We start from the raw sequence: 20,511 nt of genomic DNA, 5'->3' as shown, positions 1-20,511 counted from the left end.
TTTTACCAAAATAGAATTGAACTTGGATAAATTTTATAAAGAAATATTAAATTGATTGGAATGGAGGGGCGACTCCTAGGGGGATTAGCGTGAGCCTGAGACTACTGGGTCAGGCCACGTCCCTGGAAAGCGTCCCCGAAGTGGAAATCAGTTTATGTATAAAAAAACAGCATTTATCTTTGTGGGATAAATGCTGTTTCATTCTTTAAGTGTATAGTTTTACTATTTTTTTAAAGTCAGTTTCACAACACATTCTACCTGTGCCGTTTGCGGGAACATGTCGACCGGTTGAATATATTCAACGTTGTAAGCCTTTGATAATTCCTTTAAATCACGCGCCAGTGTTGACGGGTTACAAGATGTGTAGACGAAGCGCTTTGGTTTGATTTTTAATACTGTTCTAATAAAGCCTGGCTCTAAACCTGTACGAGGCGGATCCACACAAATGACATCTGGACGGTAATCTTCTTTTGACCAGCGGAACAGCCATTTATCTGCAGAGCCCGGGAAGAAGCGTACATGCTGCAGGTTAGGGTTTGTACGTGCATTGTACTTTGCATCTGCAATTGCTTCATCGACATTATCCATACCGCGCACTTCACGGGCACCTTCTGCCAGCCACATACCGATAGTACCAACACCGCAGTATGCATCGACAACATTTTCTTTTCCTGTCAGTGCCGCGGCTTTTTTAATTTCATTGTATAAATGTACTGTTTGTTCAGGGTTAAGCTGGAAAAATGCACGTGTTGATAAATCAAATGCAAATTCGCCCAACTTTTCATGGATTGCGTCTTTCCCATCTAAAATATAAGTGTCTGGACCGAATATTAACGATGTTTTCTCACGGTTGACGTTTTGTGTAATAGATACGATTGAAGGGTCAATCTTTTTAATACGTTCAATCAATTCCTCTTTATGCGGAAGTTCACGTCGCGTTGTGACAAGACATACTTGTGTTTCGCCAGAGCGCATACCAGTACGGACAACAATTGTACGTACTAAGCCGTTTAACGTTTTCCCATCATAAATAGGGATATTCAGCTTTTGTAAAATTTTACGGGTAGCAACTGTAATTTTTGAAGTTACAGGATGCTGTACAAGACAGTCATTAATATTTAAAAGCTGGTTTGTTCCTTCTGCAAACAGACCTGCATATACACGTTTGCCTTCTTTACGAACTTGGAACTGTGATTTGTTCCGGTAATGCCAAGGATTATCCATTCCGATTGTTGGACGGATTTCAGCTGTTTGTCCGATTTCCTTTGCATATTTTTCGAATGCTTGTACGACGATATCTCGCTTATTCATTAACTGCGCGTCATATGTCATATGCTGTAATTGACAACCGCCACATTCAGAATACACAGGGCAAGGTGCTTCCTGACGGAATTCGCTTGCTTTACGTATTGTCAAAATTTCCGCTTCAGCAAATTTCGGTGATATTTTTGTTAATTTTACTGTTACTTCTTCTCCTGGGATCGCACCTTTTACGAATACGACATTGCGTTTATAAAAACCGACACCTTCACCATTAATCCCAAGGCGTTTTATCGTTAACGGGAACTTTTGCCCGACTTCCATTTTTAGTTCACTCAAGTTTACACGTCCTTTAAATAGAGTAACTCGCACCAAAATTTAGTGCGAGTCACTTCCTTTTCTTCATCATTACAGTATAACGGAAAGTACAATGAAAAGAAAGGAACGCTACTTTTCTAATACGGGGAAATTTTTTCGTATTCAAGCACCAGGTCATCCAAAGAGCCGAATGTGTAACCTTGTGCTTTTGCATCTTTTATAAATTGCGGTAAAGCTTCTGCATTATCCTGTGCTACTGTATGCATTAAAATAATGGCACCTGGATGAAGCTGGTTCATCAATGCATCATAAGCATATTTTGCGCCGCGTCGTTCATCTTTCAGCCAGTCTTTAAAAGCGATCGACCAGAACATATGGCGATAACCTGCTTCATTGCCGACTTTCAGAACTTCTTCATTAAAGGTCCCTTCAGGCGGTCGGGCGTAATAAGTCCGTTTGACACCAGTCAGTTCATTCAATTTATCATCAAACTGTTTCCATTCCTTCTTCATTTCCTCAGGGGTCAGACGCGCCATATTAGGGTGTCCGTAAGAGTGATTTCCGATAATATGACCATCCTTAACCATCGTTTTCACTAAATCGGTCGCGCTCGTTAAATAATGACCGGTCAAGAAAAAAGTGGCGGGGGCTTTTTCTTCCCGCAAAGTATTTAAAATACTTTCTGTATAGCCGTTTTCGTAGCCGTTATCGAATGTTAAGTAAACAATTTTCTTTTCTTCATTACCTTTATAAATAGCTCCGTATTTACTTAACATAGACTCAAGCGGTTCTCCTATTTCTACAGGTGCACCATTACGGCTTGGCTTGAAGCCCCAATGAAATTCCTCTGCTTTTGCATCAGATACAGATATAAAGGAAATAAATGTGGCGATTAACACGAAGGTAATCCCTAAAATATGTTTTTTCAATGAAAAAGCAACCTCCTTTTACAAGGTAGGTTGCGTGAAAAGCATTGTTTTATTCATATAGATCACGAATTGCATCTTCTACAGAAACAAACTTAAATTCGAAATTTGCATTTAATAATTTTTCGGGTACGACATGCTGACCTTCCAGTACGAGCATACTCTTCTCGCCAAGAGCAAGCTTTAAAGCAATGCTTGGTACCGGGAACCAATGCGGACGCTTTATTGCTTTACTAATCGAATGCCCGAACTGCTTCATTCGTTTTACATTTGGTGATGTAAAATTAATCGGTCCTGATAATTTATCGTTTTCTATTGCAAAAAGAATAGCACGTGCCACATCTTCTACATGAATCCAGCTAAGCCACTGTCTGCCCGATCCGATCGTTCCGCCAACACCAAGTTTATAAGGAAGTACCATCATCGGCAATGCACCTTCGCCCTTTTCCAAAATAACGCCAAAACGGGTTAAACAAGTGCGAATGCCCAGTTGTTGAGCCTGCATTGCTTTTTCTTCCCACTGGGCAACAACGTTTCCTAAAAAATCAGTAGCTGTTTTTGTAGCTGTTTCCGTATAAACAGCTGTTTCGGAAACAGGATAAATACCAACAGCGCTCGCATTAATGAGGACTTTCGGTTTGTGCTTCACGTTTTTTATAATTCGGATGATTTCGCCGGTAGATTCCAAACGACTTGAGAGGATTTTTTGTTTTTGCTCATCTGTCCATCTTCCTTCATTAAGAGACACCCCAGCTAAATTTACGAATGCATCCGTATTTTCAACATGGTGCTCCGGTGTTGCACCATCATTTAGCCACTGCACATATTGGATATTATTTTCTGTATTCTGCTTTCCCCGTGTCAAAACTATGACTTCGTGACCTTGTTCAAGTAATAGCTTGCTCAATCTCCTGCCGACCATTCCTGTACCGCCTGCAATTGCAACTTTTATAGCAAACACCGCCCTTAATTCTTTTTGTTCCTATTAGTATACCGTTCCATGAAACTATAAGTAAAAAGATGTATACTAGAATGTACATTGTTATTGTGAGGTGTATATGGTGCAAGTCCAAATCATTACAAAAATTGGTCGTCAAAAAAACAATCAAGAGCGCTACAATATATACTTGAATGAAAAATATGCTTTTGCCGTTGATGAAGGCACACTTATTAAGTTCGGTTTGCAAAAAGGCAAAGTACTTGAGCAGATGGAAATAGATGAAATACAATATGAAGATGAAATTGCAAAAGCGTTTAACAAGGCGCTTAACTTTTTAAGTTTCCAAATGCGCAGTGAACATGAAGTGAAAACCAAACTTCTGAAAGCAGGGCATGGGGAGGCAGTTGTACAGGAAGCTATTCATAAATTAACGGACTTAGGCTTTTTAAATGATGAAAGTTATTCAAAAGCACTGCTTGAAACGCGAAAGCGTACGACAAAAAAAGGACCGGCTGCAATCCGCCAAGACTTGACGCAAAAAGGAATTGATAAAAGTTTGCAGCAAAAAGTATTGGCGACATTTGAACAGGATGAACAGTTAAAGCTTGCAATGGAATTGGCGGAAAAAGCCATGCGTTCCAATACAAACAAAACGCCGACACAAGTGAAGCAGAAAATTCAGGATGTGCTGTTGCGTAAAGGTTATTCCTATGAGATTGTTAAAGAAATACTCGGCCGGATTACATTAGAGCGTGATGAAGATGAATGGTCCGAGTTAATAGAAGCTCAAGGTGATAAAATTTGGCGCAAATATGCATCCAAATTAACAGGGTCCGAGCTTCGGCAAAAAGTTAAACAGGCACTTTATCAAAAGGGCTTTCCCATAGAGAAAATAAATGAATATATTGAACAGAAGGAGCAACAACATAATGAATGAATTAACATATAGTTCAATGTCTGAACAGGAATTACGTCAGGAAATTGCAAATTTACGTGAACGTGCAAGAAAAGCGGAGCAATTGGGGATTGTAAATGAGTATGCCGTATATGAGCGTAAAGCATTGATGGCAGAGGCGTATTTAGTGGACCTTTCAACAATTATTCCGGGTGAAATCTATCGTCTGAATGGATCGCCAGGTGAGTTTTTCCAAGTAGATTATTTAAAAGGCCGCTTTGCATGGGGACACCGATTGGGGTCGGAACGTTTTGAAGAAGCATTACCGGTTTCTATATTACGTCCAATGAAAGAAGGGAAGTAGCATGGAAGAATTATATCAAAGATTAACGGAACAATTATTAGCTAAAAATCCTAAATTACCAACAGGTCGTGCCCGTACATGGGTGGAATTATTATGCAGTGATTTCGAGTCGACATCTGCCAAAGCGGGTGCGGATTACCGCGGCGCGGAATATACAGCTAAATTAGTGAGCCAGTTAATTGAAAGTTATGGGGATAAGCTTCATTTATTTGCGGCACAAAACCCGAAATATGCACAACTTTTAAATGACAGTGATGATACGTTTAATTAAGACCAATTCAGCAATTGTCTAGCTTCTATGCTGAATTGCAACATAAAACCACCAGTTGTGGCTGGTGGTTTTCCGTCTTTTTATTCAGTCATTGCCGGCTCCTATTTGCAGTCGTTTCTGCAGTTTTTCTTCTGTAAAAATCCAGCCGGTATAAGAATTGACAATGTTAAGCTCTTCATCTAAATGGGCGACTGCAACAAAAGGATAGCGATCGTTACTGCGGTAGCGTAAATCGATCAAACGCAGTTCTGTTATGCCGCTTTCAAGTTCTGAAAGTTCCCACCGGTAAAGTGGTGAAAATGATAAAAAGGCATCTAAATTTGGATCTTTTATCGCCTTTTCAACGAGCTCCGTTTTTGGGATAGGCTCAATTTCGAACTTATCGTAAATATTGACGGATCTGCGATAGGCACGGCCAACATAAAAGTGCGTTTTAGATTTTGCAGCGACTTTCCAATGGAAAAAGCGCATTGTTGGAGCGACAATTACAAATTCTTCATCCTGCAGTTCATGATGGACAGCGGTTTTAACCGCCTTTTGAAGAGCAAAACGTATAATATAATAGAAGAAAATAATGATGTACATGACCGTAAATGTAAGAACGGGTTCTGTCCCTAATAACCAGAGCAGAATTCCGATACAGTGCATCGTAAATATAAATGGATCAAATGTGTTAATAACACCAAGTGCAACCCACTTTTTTGAAAACGGCCGCAATGCCTGTGTACCGTATGCATTGAAAATATCTACAAACACATGTAAAAATACGGCGATCTGTGTCCATAGCCAGACATTAAATAGATGGACATCAGGTAAAATAAGAGCGAGTACACCTGTTATTAAGAGAGGCCATAGCAAAACGGCAGGTATTGAATGTGTAATCCCCCGGTGATGGCGTATATAAACTGCATTATTACGAAGTTTTAAAACCGTATCAATATCCGGTGCCTGTTGTCCGATAATCGTTCCAGCCATTACAGCCGTAAAGGTCATGGAATGACTTGCGACAGTCGGGTCTACAAGTGCTAGGCCTCCGATAGCAATCCCCATGACGAAATGTGTGCCTGAATCCAAGTGTATCAACCCCTCGATCTTGAAACCGTTCGAGAACGGAAAAATTTAGCAATAGTATCCACATTATAATATACCCTTTTTTAAGGAAATAAAATCGAATTTTTGGAGGACAATGTGAACTATCCATATACAAAACAATTTCGCCAGGCATTAGTGCAATGGTTTTCGGAAGAACAGCGAGATTTGCCTTGGCGTCGTACGAAAGAACCGTATCAAATATGGGTGTCTGAAGTAATGCTGCAGCAAACAAGAGTGGATACAGTCATTCCATATTACAACCGTTTTATAGAAAAATACCCGACAGCGGAAAGCTTAGCCTATTCACCGGAAGAAGAACTGCTTAAAATGTGGGAAGGTCTAGGATATTATTCCCGTGTCCGTAACTTACAGGCGGGTGTCCGGGAGGTCGTCGAAGTATATGGCGGAAAAGTACCGGATAACCGCGTCGACATTTCAAAGTTAAAAGGTGTTGGACCTTATACAGCGGGAGCGATATTAAGTATTGCATACGGAAAGCCGGAACATGCTGTAGACGGAAATGTTATGCGTGTACTAAGCCGTGTATTAAATATAGATGCAGATATCGCATTGCCGAAAACAAAGAAAATTTTTGAACAAGCGGTAACGGAGCTGATTGATCCTGAAAATGCATCTGCATTTAATCAAGGACTGATGGAGCTTGGGGCATTGATTTGTACACCGACTTCACCAAAATGCCTATTATGTCCGGTGCGTGATTATTGCACAGCATTCCATGAAGGTGACCCGTCCAGCTTACCGGTTAAATCCAAAAAGCTGAAAACAAAAAATATTGAATATGATGTTTATATTATTCGTGACAAAGAAGGACGCTTTTTAATGGAGAAACGTCCGGAAAATGGCCTGCTCGCAAATATGTGGCAGTTTATCATGATTGAGCGCCAGGCAGATGAAAACAGTTTAACCAAAGTGGAAAAACAATATAACGTAACTTTCGAGCGCAATTTTAAAGAACCGATTTTAAGTTTCAAACATGTATTTTCCCATTTGAAATGGCATATTGACAGCTATTTAGTGGATGCAGTTGAAATGAACGGCAACGCGGAAAATACGGCTTTCTTTACAAAAGAGCAAATTGCCCATTTACCAATGCCTGTGCCGATGTTAAATATCTGGCGAAAAATAAATGCATAATTCTTTTATCACCGGACCACAATAATGGTCATGGAGGTGACAAAAGATGAGTCGCAATGAACAAAACCGTAATAAACAGCAAAATCAGAACCAACGTAATAATAACCAGCAAAATAACCGTGAAGAGTTTGGTCAAGAACTAAACTTCAACGAATTCAACCAGCAAAACCAAAACCAAAACCAAAATCAAAATCAAAAACAAAATCAAAAACAAAATAACCGACAAAACAACAACGAAGAGTTCGGTCAAGACATAAACTTCAATGAAGTTCAACAACAAAACCAAAAACAGCAACGCGAACAAGAACAGCGTAACGCACAATTCGCAAAGCGTAACAACAACAACTTCTAATGAAGTGCAGAAAGATGTTCTGAAAGTGCAAACTTTCAGAGCATCTTTTTTGTTTTAAAAAGAAAGAGCGGGGAAATGTAAAAGAAGCCAAAATTTTAATATGTGCACCTGTTAAGGATTCGCAATAATTTTCACGCAAAATTGAAAATAATTGCATTCGAACTACAAGTTTTGCCAAAGCATTGTTATAATACAATAAAGACTGCTAGAATTTTTAGCTAAGACGAAAAGGTGGGCTTTATGATGGCATTACCGGTTGAAGGAGAAAAAATCCAAATACATAGTTATAAGCACAATGGTAACATCCACCGTGTCTGGCAAGAAACGATGGTATTAAAAGCAACTAAAAATATTATTATCGGTGCAAATGAAAAAACACTTGTTACTGAATCAGATGGTCGCACATGGCTGACACGTGAGCCCTCGATTTGTTACTTTCATGCAGAGCATTGGTTCAATATTATTTGTATGTTGCGGGATGATGGTGTGTATTACTATTGCAACATCAGTTCACCGTTTGTGTTTGATAACAACTGCTTAAAATATATTGACTATGATTTGGATGTAAAAGTGTTTCCTGATATGAGTCATGCATTATTGGATGAAGATGAATATGAACAGCACAGATTGGAAATGAACTACCCCGAAGTCATAGATAAAATTTTACAGCGTAACGTTAAAACATTGGTAAGTTGGATTGAACAACGCCGTGGACCATTCGCTCCGGACTTTATAGAATCCTGGACAAACCGGTATATCTTATTGAGTGAAATTCAGGCAAATAAAGAGTAGGTGAGACACAAGCAATTTTTTTATGTTGCTTGTGTTTTTCTTTTGGGTAAAGTACATGTGTAAATGTTTAATGGGGAATTATGTTATGATAATTGCTGTTGCAAAATTTCTGAGGGGAAGTGTTTTTTGCATTGGATAGTATTAAACGTTATATGCGGTTCGTCAAGCCGTATAAACTGCTTTTATTCTTAACAATCGTAATCGGCATACTTAAATTTGCGATTCCGCTGTTTTTGCCGTGGCTCCTGCAAATAATTATCGACGATATATTATTGAAGGATGGTATGTCTACAGAAGAAAAAACAAGCCAATTATTTACATGGATTGGAATTGCACTTGTATTATTTTTTGTTGTTCGACCACCAATCGAATATTACCGCCAATACTTTGCGCAAAACTTGAGTAACAATATTTTATTTGATATACGTAAAGAATTGTATGGGCATTTACAAAAATTAAGCTTAAAGTATTATGCGAATACGAGGGCCGGTGAGGTAATTTCGCGAGTTATCAATGATGTTGAGCAGACGAAAAACTTTGTTATGACCGGATTGATGAACTTATGGCTCGATTTGGCGACCATTTTAATCGTAATCGCTGTTATGTTTGCAATGGATGTTAAGTTGACACTCGTATCGCTTATAGCACTGCCGTTTTACGCATTTAGTGTAAAGTATTTCTTCGGAAGACTTCGCAGTTTGACGAAGGAACGCTCGCAGGCTTTGGCAGGTGTTCAAAGTTATTTACATGAACGTGTTGCCGGTATGAGCATCATTAAAAGTTTTACATTGGAAAAGCACGAGCAGAAAATCTTCGATGAAACGAATGGAGAGTTTCTTGATAAGGCGCTGGACCATTCACGCTGGAACGCCAAATCTTTTGCTGTCGTTAATACTATTACGGATATGGCGCCGCTGATCGTAATTGGTTATGCAGGTTATCAGTTTTTACAAGGTGACCTATCCATCGGTGTGCTTGTTGCATTTTATGCCTACATTGAACGCCTGTATGGACCGCTTCGCCGATTGGTGAGTTCATCGACAACATTGACTCAGTCAATTGCCTCGATGGACCGAATGTTTGAACTTATGGATGAGAAATATGAAGTTCAAAACAAGCCTAACGCAATGGTGTTACCCGCAGCAAAAGGGAAGCTTCAATTTGATCATGTTACATTCAAGTATGATAAAGATGGAAACACAATCTTAAATGAAGTTGATTTCACGATTGAACCTGGACAAACTGTTGCCTTTGTAGGTATGAGCGGCGGAGGGAAATCGACAATCGTCAGCTTAATCCCGCGCTTCTACGATGTGACAGAAGGAGCGGTGAAAATTGATGATCAAAACGTTAAAGATGTAACGATTGAATCATTACGCTCGCAAATCGGGATAGTATTACAGGATAATATTTTATTTAGTGATTCAGTGAAGCAGAATATTTTGATGGGAAATCCGCATGCGACAGACGAGGAAATCATTGCTGCTGCAAAAGCGGCAAATGCCCATGACTTTATTATGGGTTTACCGGAAGGCTATGACACGAAAGTAGGAGAACGCGGTGTCAAACTTTCAGGAGGGCAGAAACAGCGTGTTGCAATTGCACGAGTATTCCTGAAAAATCCGCCAATTCTAGTATTGGATGAGGCAACTTCTGCACTCGATCTGGAAAGTGAAGCGCTGATTCAAGACTCGCTTGACCGTTTAGCACATGAGCGGACGACGATTATTATCGCTCACCGACTGTCTACAATTACCCATGCCGACAACATTATCGTTATCGATCACGGAGAAGTAATAGAATCCGGTACACATCAAAGACTAATGGAGCAGCAAGGAGCATATTATAACTTATTCCAAGTACAAAAATTAGATTAAAACAGAGTGACTATGTTGAGATAAATCAGCATGGTCACTTTTTTTATATATTAATATTACATTTTTTTACGATAATGTTGTAAATTAGTAGATGTTATAATATCATATTTTCAAATACTTTTTAATCTTCAGAAAATTTGGGGTGGTTAAATGAGTCGAAAAGCTGTGCTTGAAGTGAGAGAGTTAGAAACGACATTTTTTTCAGACAGTGGGAAGGTTGCAGCTGTCGATCGAATAAGCTTTTCAATTCATGAAGGGGAAATTCTCGCCATCGTAGGGGAGTCTGGTTGTGGTAAAAGTGTAACTTCCCTCTCTATTATGGGGCTTGTACCGAGTCCTCCAGGAAAAATTACAAATGGAGAAATTTTGTTGAAAGGGCAAGATATTACGAAATTTTCCGATAAGCAAATGCGCAAAATCAGAGGCAATGAAATCGCAATGATTTTCCAGGAGCCGATGACTTCGCTGAATCCATTGTTTACAATCGGCAATCAGTTGATCGAAGCAATCCGGATCCACCATCCGAAATGGTCGAAAAAAGAAGCGAGTGCCCGAGCGGTGGAAATCATGAAGCTGGTCGGTTTGCCGCGCGCGGAACAGTTGCTTAAAGACTATCCACATCAGCTGTCGGGAGGAATGCGGCAACGTGTAATGATTGCGATGGCTCTTGTATGTAATCCGAAAGTGCTTATTGCCGATGAACCGACAACAGCCCTTGATGTAACAATCCAAGCCCAAATTTTAAAGTTAATGAGGGATTTAAATGAACGGTTGAACACAGCTGTTTTACTCATTACACATGATTTAGGTGTAGTTGCGGAAACTTGTGAGCGCGTCATTGTTATGTATGCGGGGCAAATCGTAGAAGAAGCTCCGGTTAATGAAATATTTAGAAACCCCCAGCATCCTTATACGAAAGGGCTTATCCAGTCAGTACCGGATATGCGTTACAAAAAGGATACGCTTTATTCGATTCCCGGGAATGTTCCAAAACCAGGCTCGATTTTGGAAGGATGCCGATTTGCAGCACGTTGCGAATATGCATTCGATCGTTGCTTAACAAATAATCCTCCACTATACGAATCATCAGGTACACATAGAGCAAGATGCTTCTTATTGGATATGGAAGAAGGGGGAGTTCCACATGTCGAAAGTGCTGCTGAAAGTTGACAATCTGAAAAAGTATTTTCCGATCCGGCATGGGATGTTCGCACGCCATATCGGTGATGTGAAGGCTGTCGATGACGTATCGTTTGAGCTTTATGAAGGGGAAACATTGGGCATTGTAGGGGAATCCGGTTGCGGGAAATCTACTACAGGCAGGGCGATTATGCGATTGCATGAACCGACAGACGGCCAGGTGACATTTGATGGGGTAGAGCTTACAAAATTAAACAGCGAACAAATGCGTAAAGTACGACGTGAGATTCAAATGGTGTTCCAGGATCCGTATGCTTCATTAAATCCAAGGCATACAGTTGAAAAAATTTTAGAGGAACCTTTAATTGTCCACGGGATCGGGAATGCGAAGGAGCGTAAAAAGAAAGTCCATGAATATTTGGAAATTGTCGGTTTAAGCTCCTATCATGCGAAGCGCTATCCTCACCAGTTTAGCGGCGGACAAAGACAGCGGATCGGTATCGCCAGAGCCCTAATGACAAATCCGAAACTGATTATTGCAGATGAACCGGTATCTGCACTGGACGTATCGATTCAAGCGCAAGTTTTAAATTTAATGCAGCGGTTGCAGGAAGATTTGAAACTGACATATATATTTATTGCCCATGATCTAGGGGTTGTGCGACATATTAGTGACCGGGTAGGCGTGATGTACCTAGGCAGGCTTGTCGAAATCGCGGAAAGCGAATCGTTATATCATGAGCCATTACATCCTTATACACAAGCGCTATTATCGGCTGTACCAATTCCGGATCCGCAGTTTGAGCGGGAACAGCTATTGCTGAAAGGTGATATACCGAGCCCGTCAAACCCGCCGACAGGATGCACATTCCATACACGCTGTCCTTTTGCGATGGATAAGTGCAAACAAGTAATTCCGGTGCTCCAGCAAGTTAAACCAGGTCATTCTGTAGCGTGTCATTTATATGAAACGCCACAATGATAATAGATTAAAAAAGTCTAGGGGGTTTTTTTATTGAGGAAAGGTAAATTGTATTTAGTAAGTCTTATGATGCTATTAGTAATGTCATTATTTTTAGCAGCTTGTGGTGCTGACGATGAAGAAACGTCATCATCAGAAACAAGCAATGATTCAAGTACAAATACAGACAGCAGTACGACAGACAATTCAAGTTCTACAACACCTCAAGTATTAGTATTTGGCCGTGGAGCAGATTCTGTTTCACTTGACCCAGGTATCGTAACAGATGGCGAATCATTCAAAGTAACACAAAATCTATTTGAAACATTACTGAACTTCGGGGAGCAAGATACAACGATCAACCCTGGACTAGCAAAAGAATGGGAAGTAAGTGAAGATGGTTTAACTTACACATTCCAGCTTCAGGAAGGTGTAAAATTCCATGATGGCACAGACTTCAATGCAGAAGCAGTCATTAAAAATATCAATCGCTGGAAAGGTGGAAAAGAGGAAGATTTCTACTACTTCAACTCTATGTTTAAAGCAGAGGGCGAAGATATTATTAAAGATGTAACGGCAGAAGGGGATTACACAGTTGTATTCACACTTTCTCGTCCGCAGGCACCATTCCTTAAAAACTTGGCGATGAGCCCGTTCGGAATTGGTTCACCAACTGCATTTGAAGCAGCAGGCGATAAATTCGGCGATAATCCAGTAGGTACAGGTCCATTTAAATTTACTGAATGGAAACGTAATGACTCAATCACGATTGAGAAGTTTGAAGACTACTGGCAAGAAGGTTTACCGAAATTAGATAAAGTTATCTTCCGTTCAATTCCTGATAACTCTGCTCGTTTAAATGAATTAATGGCAGGCAATATCGATTTAGCTGATGGTATTAACCCTTCAGACGGTAAAACAGTTGAGGGCGATTCTGCGTTACAACTAATTGAACGTCCATCAATGAACATTGGCTATTTAGGTTTAACGAATACACGTGCACCGTTTGATAACAAACTGGTACGTCAAGCAGTGAACTATGCAATCGATAAACAGGCGATTGTGGATGCGTTCTTTGAAGGACGTGCAGAAGTGGCGGCAAACCCGATGCCACCATCAATCAGCGGTTACAATGATGCAATTTCTCCATATCCGTATGATCCTGAAAAAGCGAAATCTTTATTAGCTGAAGCTGGCTATGACGGAAAAGAAATTGAATTATGGGCAATGCCGGTACCTCGTCCATATATGCCGGACGGAGCGAAAGTGGCGGAAGTTATTCAAAAGAACTTAGAAGATGTTGGTATCCCATCGAAAATCGTAACATTTGAGTGGGCAACATATTTAGAAAAAGCGAACAACGGTGAAGCCGATGCATTCATGCTTGGCTGGACTGGTGATAATGGAGATGCAGACAACTTCATCTACACATTATTAGACAAAGACAATATCGGTTCAAACAACTATGCGTACTATACTAATGAAGAAGTTCATAGTCTATTAATTCAGGCGCAGTCTGAAACAGATGAAAATGTGCGTAACGATTTATACAAAAAAGCACAGGAAATCATTCATGACGATGCTCCATGGGTACCGCTTGCACACTCTACACCATTACTTGCAGCTAAAGCTGGTGTGAAAGGGTTCCTGCCACACCCGACAGGCTCTGATAAATTAGATAACGTTTCAATGGAGTAATAGAAATTTAAGTGAAAGGGGAGGAATATTCCTCTCCTTTTTTTTCAACTAGTAGAAACATACATTCATAAAAGGGGTGAAGAGCATGCTTCACTACATTGGCAAACGTCTACTGCATTTAATACCTGTATTACTTGGGATGACCTTTTTAGTATTTCTGATCATTCGTGCCATTCCCGGTGATCCGGCACAAGTCATTTTAGGACAGCAGGCTACTGCAGATGCAATCGCGGCACTTCGCCTGAAATTGGGTCTGGATAATCCGTGGTATGTACAATATTTCGATTACTTAAAAGGAATTGTAACAGGAGATTTGGGGGAGTCATTAAGAACGAGGCAGCCGATCTCTTCTGAAATGTGGCCTTATTTAGCAGCTACTTTTGAACTGGCATTTTTCGCGATGATTATTGCAATTATCGTCGGGGTAAATGCAGGGATTGTTTCTGCATGGTTTCAAAATTCATGGTTTGATTACTTAGCAATGGTGATTGCTTTAATCGGTGTTTCAATGCCGATTTTCTGGTTAGGTTTAATGGAGCAATGGGCATTCGGTATTCAGCTCGGCTGGTTGCCAACATCGGGACGGGAAGAAGTTCGGGATCCGGTTACGGCAATTACGCACTTTTACTTAATTGATACATTATTGCAAGGCCGGTTCGATCAATTTATTGTTGTGTTAAAGCACTTATTATTACCTGGCATTGCACTTGCAACGATTCCAACGGCGATCATTGCACGTATGACAAGAGCCTCGATGTTGGAAGTAATGCGTTCGGATTTTGTTCGTACAGCTCGGGCAAAAGGTCAAAAAATGTTCGTTGTTGTTTATAAGCATGCATTGAAAAATGCGTTGATTCCTGTTTTGACAGTAGTCGGTTTACAAACGGGTATGCTTTTAGGCGGCGCCATCTTAACGGAAACAATATTTAGTTGGCCGGGAATTGGGCGCTATATATACGAAGCGATAGGATTCCGCGATTATCCTGTTATCCAGTCAGGTATTTTGATCGTTGCCTTTTTATTCGTAATGATTAACCTGATTGTCGACCTTTTATATACAGTGATTGATTCGCGCATTAAATACAACTAGAGAGGAGGCGCATAGCATGGCTGAAATTATACAAAATCAAGTTCAGAGAATTGAAGAAGAACGAGTAAAGGGACCGTGGCAAGAGGCGTGGACGAATTTCAAGAAAAGTAAGTCTGCGCTGTTCGGCAGTGCAATTGTGTTATTCTTTGTGCTTCTGGCAATATTCGGCCCTCTATTTGCACCACAAGGTATAAATGAGCAGAATTTAAGTGTGCGTCTGCAGCCTCCATCTGCTGATTTCTGGTTTGGAACAGATGATCTAGGTCGTGATATATTTTCGCGAATTTTACATGGAGCCCGCATCTCATTGACGGTTGGTTTATCGGCTGTATTAATATCTGCAGTTGCCGGCAGTTTTTTAGGGATTATTGCAGGTTACTATGGTCGTTGGGTTGATACAATTATTTCACGAATCTTTGATATTATGCTTGCGTTTCCAAGTATTTTATTGGCGATCGCAATTGTATCGATTTTAGGACCATCACTGCAAAATGCATTAATTGCCATAGCGGTTATTAATATACCGAACTTCGGCCGACTGATCCGGTCGCGGGTGCTGAGCATTAAAGAAGAAGAGTATATTCATGCTGCAAAAGCAATCGGTATGAAAAACTCCAGGATACTATGGAAGCATATTTTGCCGAACTCGATGACTCCGGTTATCGTACAGGGGACACTGGCGATTGCGACAGCGATTATCGAAGCGGCGGCACTAGGATTTTTAGGACTTGGTGCAGAAGCGCCCCAGCCGGAGTGGGGGAAAATGCTTGCGGATGCGCGGATGTTTTTACTGAACGCACCATGGGCAATGATTTTCCCGGGACTTGCGATTATGCTGACAGTAATCGGCTTTAACCTTATGGGTGACGGACTGCGCGATGCACTTGATCCGAAGATGAAAAGTTAAAAAGAAGGTGTGCAAAACTGCACACCTTCTTTTTAGTTAATAAAACTCTGATTCCAAGTCGAGGTTTTTTTCTTCACTGTGGAAGCTGCGATAGGAAACGATCAATGTATCAAGATGTTCCAGGTTTTCCTCGTAGTCTAATATACGCGATAATATATAAAGCAGATGGTAGCTTGAAAACTGTTCATCTTCTTCCGCCTCTTCCTGAGCAAGGGCAATCTGTTTGATAAACTGCTCCATTAGCTCGCTGCCTTGCAGATATTCTTCATGCCGTGTCCATTTTGAATGTTCAGGCCTAAGCTTTCCGGTATATTTCAACAACAGTTGTTCATGGTACGTCAACAAGAAGTCTAAACGTTCTTGTATGATTACTTGAAATTTACTTGGCAACTTCCCGAGCTCATTTTCATGTTTGTGTAAACGGACGAGCAATTCATAGCTTTTTTTCGATGTTAATAACATTTGACGGTAAATAACAAGCTTTCGGGCTTTTACATACTTCCGGTTTCTGAAATAGCTGCGTTCTTCTTTGAAAAAACCGTACATTGTATCAATTTCATTGAGGCGTGACTGCAGTTTATTTACGGCCATTTTTGTAGATGTATGTTCACTCGCTTGGCGGACAGCTAAACGTGTCCAGCGAATGATATCATCCTGAACAGAGTTGATCTTTTTAAATAACTTTATTTCGTATTTAGGCGGTAAAAACAATAAGTTCACAACAAAAGCGGCAAATACACCCAGCATTACAGTACTAAATCGGATTAAACCAAACATTAGAAAATCATCGCCCGGTACTTCCATAATGGCGATCATCGTTACAAGTGCAAGGGATACAGACTTTTCGAGCTTTAGTTTCATCATAATACCAAGTACGATAATAGCGGCAATACCGACAGACACAATATGATGTCCAAAGACAAGACCAAATAGGACAGCAACGGTAGCGCCGATTATATTACCCTGTATTTGCTCTAAAATAGTAAGATAAGAGCGGTAAATAGATGGCTGGATTGCGAAAACAGCAGCAATTGCAGCAAACACAGGTGAGGGGACATTCAGTATTTGAGCTAAAAATAAGGCGAAAACGATTGCAACACCCGTTTTTAAAACGCGTGCACCTAATTTCATGTTCTTTCCTCCTTTCTGAGGGAGTCAATGAAGAGAAGCCGCTATAAAATGTATAGCGGCAGTTGTTATTATAGTTGAGAAAAGGCGTAATCCACTGCTTTTAACGTTTCTTCCATGTCTGCTTCTGTATGTTCTGTCGTCAGGAACCATGCTTCATATTTTGAAGGGGCTAAGTTGATGCCTTGGGATAACATTAATTTAAAGAAGCGGCCGAACTTTTCACCGTCCGTATTTTCCGCCTGCTCATAGTTTTCCACTTTTACATCCGTAAAATAAATAGCAAATGCGCCTTTTAAACGGTTTAATGTAATCGTCACATTATGTTTTTTGGCAGCAGCTAAAATCCCTTCTTCAAGAAGAGCACCTAAGCGATCCATTTCTTCATAAATCCCTGGTTGCTGCAATACTTCAAGACATGCAATACCTGCTTGCATACTAGCAGGGTTACCGGCCATAGTACCAGCCTGATATGCAGGGCCAAGTGGAGCGACTGTTTCCATAACTTCTTTACGACCACCGTATGCACCGATTGGCAAACCGCCGCCGATTACTTTCCCCATTGCGACTAAGTCCGGAGTTAAACCAAGCATTGTATGTGCTGCACCGTAGTGGAAACGGAAAGCTGTAATGACTTCATCGTGAATTGTTAATGCGCCATATTCTTTTGCCAATGCATGTACATGTTCCAAAAATCCTTTATGCGGTTCTACAATTCCGAAGTTGCCGACGATTGGCTCGATTAAGATTCCTGCAACATCATTGCCCCATTTTTCCATTGCCAGTGTAAATTCTTCCTTATTGTTAAATGGAACGGTAATTACTTCTGTTGCGACAGCATGAGGAACACCGGCTGAGTCAGGTGAACCTAATGTTGCCGGACCAGATCCCGCAGCAACAAGTACTTGGTCGAAGTGACCGTGGTAGCAGCCGGCGAATTTAATGATCTTTGTACGGCCTGTAAATGCGCGTGCTACACGTACACATGTCATCACGGCTTCTGTACCGGAGTTGTTAAAACGTACTTTATCCAATGTAGGGATAGCTTCTTTCAGCATTTTTGCGAATTTAATTTCATGCTCTGTCGGTGTACCGAATAATACACCGGTTTCCGCTGCGTGTGCGATGGCTTTTGCAATATGCGGATGACCATGCCCTGTAACGATCGGTCCATAGGCTGCTAAATAATCGATGTAACGATTACCGTCCACATCCCAAAAGTATGCTCCTTTACCGCGGACCATGACAACCGGTGCGCCACCGCCTACTGCTTTATAAGAACGGGATGGACTGTTTACCCCGCCAACAATATGTTCGAGTGCTTCTGTATGAAGCTGTTCAGATTTAGTATGATTCATAATTTATTCCTCCAAAATAGGTTACATGAAATGATTTCATATCTATTGTAGTATGTAATGAAAGGGAACGCCAAAGAAATTGAAGCATCGGGCATTGTTTTGTATCATAGAAGAAAATTTTGGAGGAATAGACATGACATTAGAAAATTTACAAGCACCGGCATTTGAATTGCAAAACGAGGAAGGGGAAATGGTTACGCTGGAACAGTATAAAGGCAGAAACGTTATTCTTTATTTTTACCCGAAAGATTTAACACCGGGCTGTACAACACAGGCTTGCGACTTCCGCGACAAATATAAGGACTTTTCAGATTTGAATGCTGTAATTTTAGGGGTAAGTTTGGATGATGCAGCGAAACATACAAAATTTATTGAAAAGCACGGACTGCCGTTTTCATTATTAGTGGATGAAAATCATGAAGTTGCGGAGAAGTATGGTGTATGGACATTGAAGAAAAACTTCGGGAAAGAATATATGGGTATTGAACGTACAACGTTTTTAATTAATGAAGAGGGAATCGTTGAAAAAGAGTGGCGTAAAGTACGGGTGAAAAATCATATAGAAGATGTGTTAAACTATTTAAAAAATCGCACGAATTAATAGGTGCACAAAGGGGAATGACAATGGTAACGATTTATTTTACATTTGAGCTGCGCGAAGACTTAAAACAGCCGCTTTTGGCACAGTTTCCTCAAGTGGATTTTTTATTTGATAAGAAACTGGATGTGGAGAAACTTGCTCAAACAGATGTTTTAGTAACATATGGGGAAGATTTAATAGAAGAGCATATACAGCATGCAGATAAATTGCGATGGATTTTCGTTGCATCTGCAGGAATTGAAAAAATGCCGGCAGAAGCGATTGCGAAACGTAACATACTCGTTTCAAATGTACGCGGGATTCATAAGAAGCCGATGACTGAATCGATTTTAGCTCACATTTTATCACTGAAACGTGTATTGCCGTTTATTTATGAGCAGCAGCAGAAGAAAGAATGGAATAAAAAGGCGCGACCGACAGAGTTGAATGGAAGTACAGCTTTGATTATCGGTCCGGGTGCAATAGGCGGAGAAGTAGGACGCATTCTGCAGGCATTTGACGTACATACAATTGGCTGCAATCGCTCAGGTAACGATGCGCCTTATATGAACGAGACATATAAGCTGGAGGATTTAAAAGAGCAGTTACCGAAAGCGGATATTGTTCTTTCCATGCTGCCATCTACTAAGGAAACGAAGCATATGCTGACTCGAGAGCATTTTGAACTGATGAAAAGTTCTGCCATCTTTATGAATTTCGGGCGGGGAGATTTGGTCGAAACGGATACCCTTGTTGGCGTTTTACAAGACGAGTTAATAGAACATGCTGTATTGGACGTCTATGAAATCGAGCCATTACCGGCAGACAGCCCGTTATGGGGTTTGAACAATGTTACACTTTCACCACATTTTTCAAGTCATTCCTCACGTTATTTGGAGCGCAGTCTGGATATTTTCAAGCCGAGTCTGGAAAAATGGCTCAATGGGGAACATGATTTAGAAAATAAACTGGATATTTTACGAGGCTACTAATTGAGAATGCTAGACGATAGAATAAGCCTTTGATCGTTTTCATTTTCAATTAGCTTTTTTACCAAATACTTTTAATTTAATTGGAATAAGCAATTGTTGACAACGCATGGACAAATTCGCTACACTAATTATAACGATTACAAATTAATAATATGTATGAAAAGGGGTGCATGACGATGTCTGAATTGCATTTGAAGGATGCGCTGGACACGTTAAAGACTACTGGTGTACGAATTACTCCTCAGCGTCATGCGATTTTGGAATATTTAATTCAAAGTATGATTCACCCAACAGCTGATGATATATACAAGGCGCTTTGCGATAAGTTTCCTAATATGAGTGTAGCAACAGTTTATAATAATTTACGTGTCTTTCGTGAAGTAGGTTTAGTAAAAGAGCTTACTTATGGGGATGC

21 protein-coding genes (1 of these 21 only partly in view) are annotated in these 20,511 nt (G+C 40.4%); 15 read left to right on the top strand and 6 right to left on the bottom strand.

The annotated features are described in order from the left end of the window. Window positions 1–222 precede the first annotated feature (222 nt). The 3 genes from rlmD to MKX73_RS04275 all read right to left on the bottom strand — a co-directional run bounded on the left by rlmD (window position 223) and on the right by MKX73_RS04275 (window position 3,456). A complete protein-coding gene (gene rlmD / locus MKX73_RS04285) occupies window positions 223–1,584 on the bottom strand; it encodes a 23S rRNA (uracil(1939)-C(5))-methyltransferase RlmD (protein ID WP_340718843.1) in 1,362 nt (453 codons plus the stop codon). Between the two features lie 131 nt (window positions 1,585–1,715). Then, on the bottom strand, window positions 1,716–2,507 hold the full coding sequence (locus MKX73_RS04280) for a polysaccharide deacetylase family protein (RefSeq protein WP_340716429.1): 792 nt from the start codon (window positions 2,505–2,507) through the stop codon (window positions 1,716–1,718). Window positions 2,508–2,556: 49 nt separating this feature from the next. After that, window positions 2,557–3,456 carry a TIGR01777 family oxidoreductase gene (locus MKX73_RS04275; protein ID WP_340718842.1) on the bottom strand — a complete coding sequence of 300 codons (900 nt, stop codon included), beginning with the start codon at window positions 3,454–3,456 and terminating at the stop codon, window positions 2,557–2,559. Window positions 3,457–3,562: 106 nt separating this feature from the next. Between MKX73_RS04275 and recX the strand changes: the two genes are divergently transcribed. The 3 genes from recX to MKX73_RS04260 are packed head-to-tail and all read left to right on the top strand — an operon-like array spanning window position 3,563 to window position 4,974. Next, entirely contained in the window at window positions 3,563–4,381 is an 819-nt protein-coding gene (recX, locus tag MKX73_RS04270) for a recombination regulator RecX (RefSeq protein WP_340716428.1), read from the top strand. Next, the gene (locus MKX73_RS04265; protein WP_079523624.1) at window positions 4,374–4,703 is read left to right on the top strand and encodes a YfhH family protein; all 330 of its coding nucleotides are present in this window, start codon (window positions 4,374–4,376) and stop codon (window positions 4,701–4,703) included. Before recX ends, MKX73_RS04265 begins: the two co-directional genes overlap by 8 nt. Before the next feature lies 1 nt (window position 4,704). After that, on the top strand, window positions 4,705–4,974 hold the full coding sequence (locus tag MKX73_RS04260; protein WP_340716427.1) for a YfhJ family protein: 270 nt from the start codon (window positions 4,705–4,707) through the stop codon (window positions 4,972–4,974). Window positions 4,975–5,058: 84 nt separating this feature from the next. Here the strand turns inward: MKX73_RS04260 and MKX73_RS04255 are convergent, their stop codons facing one another. Next, the gene (locus MKX73_RS04255; protein WP_340716426.1) at window positions 5,059–6,048 is read right to left on the bottom strand and encodes a metal-dependent hydrolase; all 990 of its coding nucleotides are present in this window, start codon (window positions 6,046–6,048) and stop codon (window positions 5,059–5,061) included. A 114-nt stretch (window positions 6,049–6,162) separates the two neighbouring features. On the opposite strand from MKX73_RS04255, the gene mutY reads away from it, so the two are divergent. The 9 genes from mutY (at window position 6,163) to nikC (ending at window position 16,038) form a co-directional block, all read left to right on the top strand. Then, the gene (gene mutY / locus MKX73_RS04250) at window positions 6,163–7,221 is read left to right on the top strand and encodes an A/G-specific adenine glycosylase (RefSeq protein WP_340716425.1); all 1,059 of its coding nucleotides are present in this window, start codon (window positions 6,163–6,165) and stop codon (window positions 7,219–7,221) included. A gap of 46 nt (window positions 7,222–7,267) precedes the next feature. Then, on the top strand, window positions 7,268–7,573 hold the full coding sequence (locus MKX73_RS04245; RefSeq protein WP_340716424.1) for a hypothetical protein: 306 nt from the start codon (window positions 7,268–7,270) through the stop codon (window positions 7,571–7,573). A gap of 243 nt (window positions 7,574–7,816) precedes the next feature. Beyond that, on the top strand, window positions 7,817–8,365 hold the full coding sequence (gene ntdP, locus MKX73_RS04240; protein WP_251690674.1) for a nucleoside tri-diphosphate phosphatase: 549 nt from the start codon (window positions 7,817–7,819) through the stop codon (window positions 8,363–8,365). Window positions 8,366–8,517: 152 nt separating this feature from the next. Next, the gene (locus tag MKX73_RS04235) at window positions 8,518–10,242 is read left to right on the top strand and encodes an ABC transporter ATP-binding protein (protein ID WP_340718841.1); all 1,725 of its coding nucleotides are present in this window, start codon (window positions 8,518–8,520) and stop codon (window positions 10,240–10,242) included. Between the two features lie 150 nt (window positions 10,243–10,392). Beyond that, the gene (locus tag MKX73_RS04230; protein WP_340716423.1) at window positions 10,393–11,412 is read left to right on the top strand and encodes an ABC transporter ATP-binding protein; all 1,020 of its coding nucleotides are present in this window, start codon (window positions 10,393–10,395) and stop codon (window positions 11,410–11,412) included. Beyond that, window positions 11,387–12,364, top strand: a complete 978-nt coding sequence (locus MKX73_RS04225; RefSeq protein WP_340716422.1) for an ABC transporter ATP-binding protein — start codon at window positions 11,387–11,389, stop codon at window positions 12,362–12,364. The genes MKX73_RS04230 and MKX73_RS04225 overlap by 26 nt, the downstream gene beginning before the upstream one ends. Window positions 12,365–12,397: 33 nt before the next feature. Beyond that, window positions 12,398–14,041: an ABC transporter substrate-binding protein gene (locus tag MKX73_RS04220; protein WP_340716421.1), complete on the top strand. Its 1,644-nt coding sequence runs from the start codon at window positions 12,398–12,400 to the stop codon at window positions 14,039–14,041. An 85-nt stretch (window positions 14,042–14,126) separates the two neighbouring features. Next, the gene (locus MKX73_RS04215; RefSeq protein ID WP_340716420.1) at window positions 14,127–15,131 is read left to right on the top strand and encodes an ABC transporter permease; all 1,005 of its coding nucleotides are present in this window, start codon (window positions 14,127–14,129) and stop codon (window positions 15,129–15,131) included. Window positions 15,132–15,147: 16 nt separating this feature from the next. Further along, entirely contained in the window at window positions 15,148–16,038 is an 891-nt protein-coding gene (gene nikC / locus MKX73_RS04210) for a nickel transporter permease (RefSeq protein ID WP_340716419.1), read from the top strand. A gap of 36 nt (window positions 16,039–16,074) precedes the next feature. Here nikC and MKX73_RS04205 read toward each other — a convergent pair whose 3' ends face one another. Together MKX73_RS04205 and MKX73_RS04200 are read right to left on the bottom strand one after the other, a co-directional pair. Further along, the gene (locus MKX73_RS04205) at window positions 16,075–17,169 is read right to left on the bottom strand and encodes an FUSC family protein (protein ID WP_340716418.1); all 1,095 of its coding nucleotides are present in this window, start codon (window positions 17,167–17,169) and stop codon (window positions 16,075–16,077) included. A 68-nt stretch (window positions 17,170–17,237) separates the two neighbouring features. Beyond that, complete coding sequence (locus MKX73_RS04200; protein ID WP_340716417.1) at window positions 17,238–18,524, bottom strand: glutamate-1-semialdehyde 2,1-aminomutase; 1,287 nt, start codon at window positions 18,522–18,524, stop codon at window positions 17,238–17,240. 133 nt (window positions 18,525–18,657) lie between these two features. Between MKX73_RS04200 and bcp the strand changes: the two genes are divergently transcribed. From bcp to perR, 3 genes are all read left to right on the top strand, one after another. Next, window positions 18,658–19,125 carry a thioredoxin-dependent thiol peroxidase gene (gene bcp, locus MKX73_RS04195; protein ID WP_340716416.1) on the top strand — a complete coding sequence of 156 codons (468 nt, stop codon included), beginning with the start codon at window positions 18,658–18,660 and terminating at the stop codon, window positions 19,123–19,125. A 23-nt stretch (window positions 19,126–19,148) separates the two neighbouring features. After that, window positions 19,149–20,096 carry a D-2-hydroxyacid dehydrogenase gene (locus tag MKX73_RS04190; protein ID WP_340716415.1) on the top strand — a complete coding sequence of 316 codons (948 nt, stop codon included), beginning with the start codon at window positions 19,149–19,151 and terminating at the stop codon, window positions 20,094–20,096. Window positions 20,097–20,272: 176 nt separating this feature from the next. Beyond that, window positions 20,273–20,511 carry the 5' portion of a peroxide-responsive transcriptional repressor PerR gene (gene perR, locus MKX73_RS04185; protein WP_340716414.1) on the top strand. It continues 208 nt past the right edge of the window, so the window shows 239 of its 447 coding nt (coding positions 1–239); the start codon lies at window positions 20,273–20,275; its stop codon lies off the right edge, out of view.

The sequence above is a fragment of the Solibacillus sp. FSL W7-1436 genome, from assembly GCF_038007305.1.
GTDB lineage: Bacteria > Bacillota > Bacilli > Bacillales_A > Planococcaceae > Solibacillus.
Note: the sequence above shows the minus strand (reverse complement) of the source record. Positions and strands in the feature narration are given on the sequence as shown.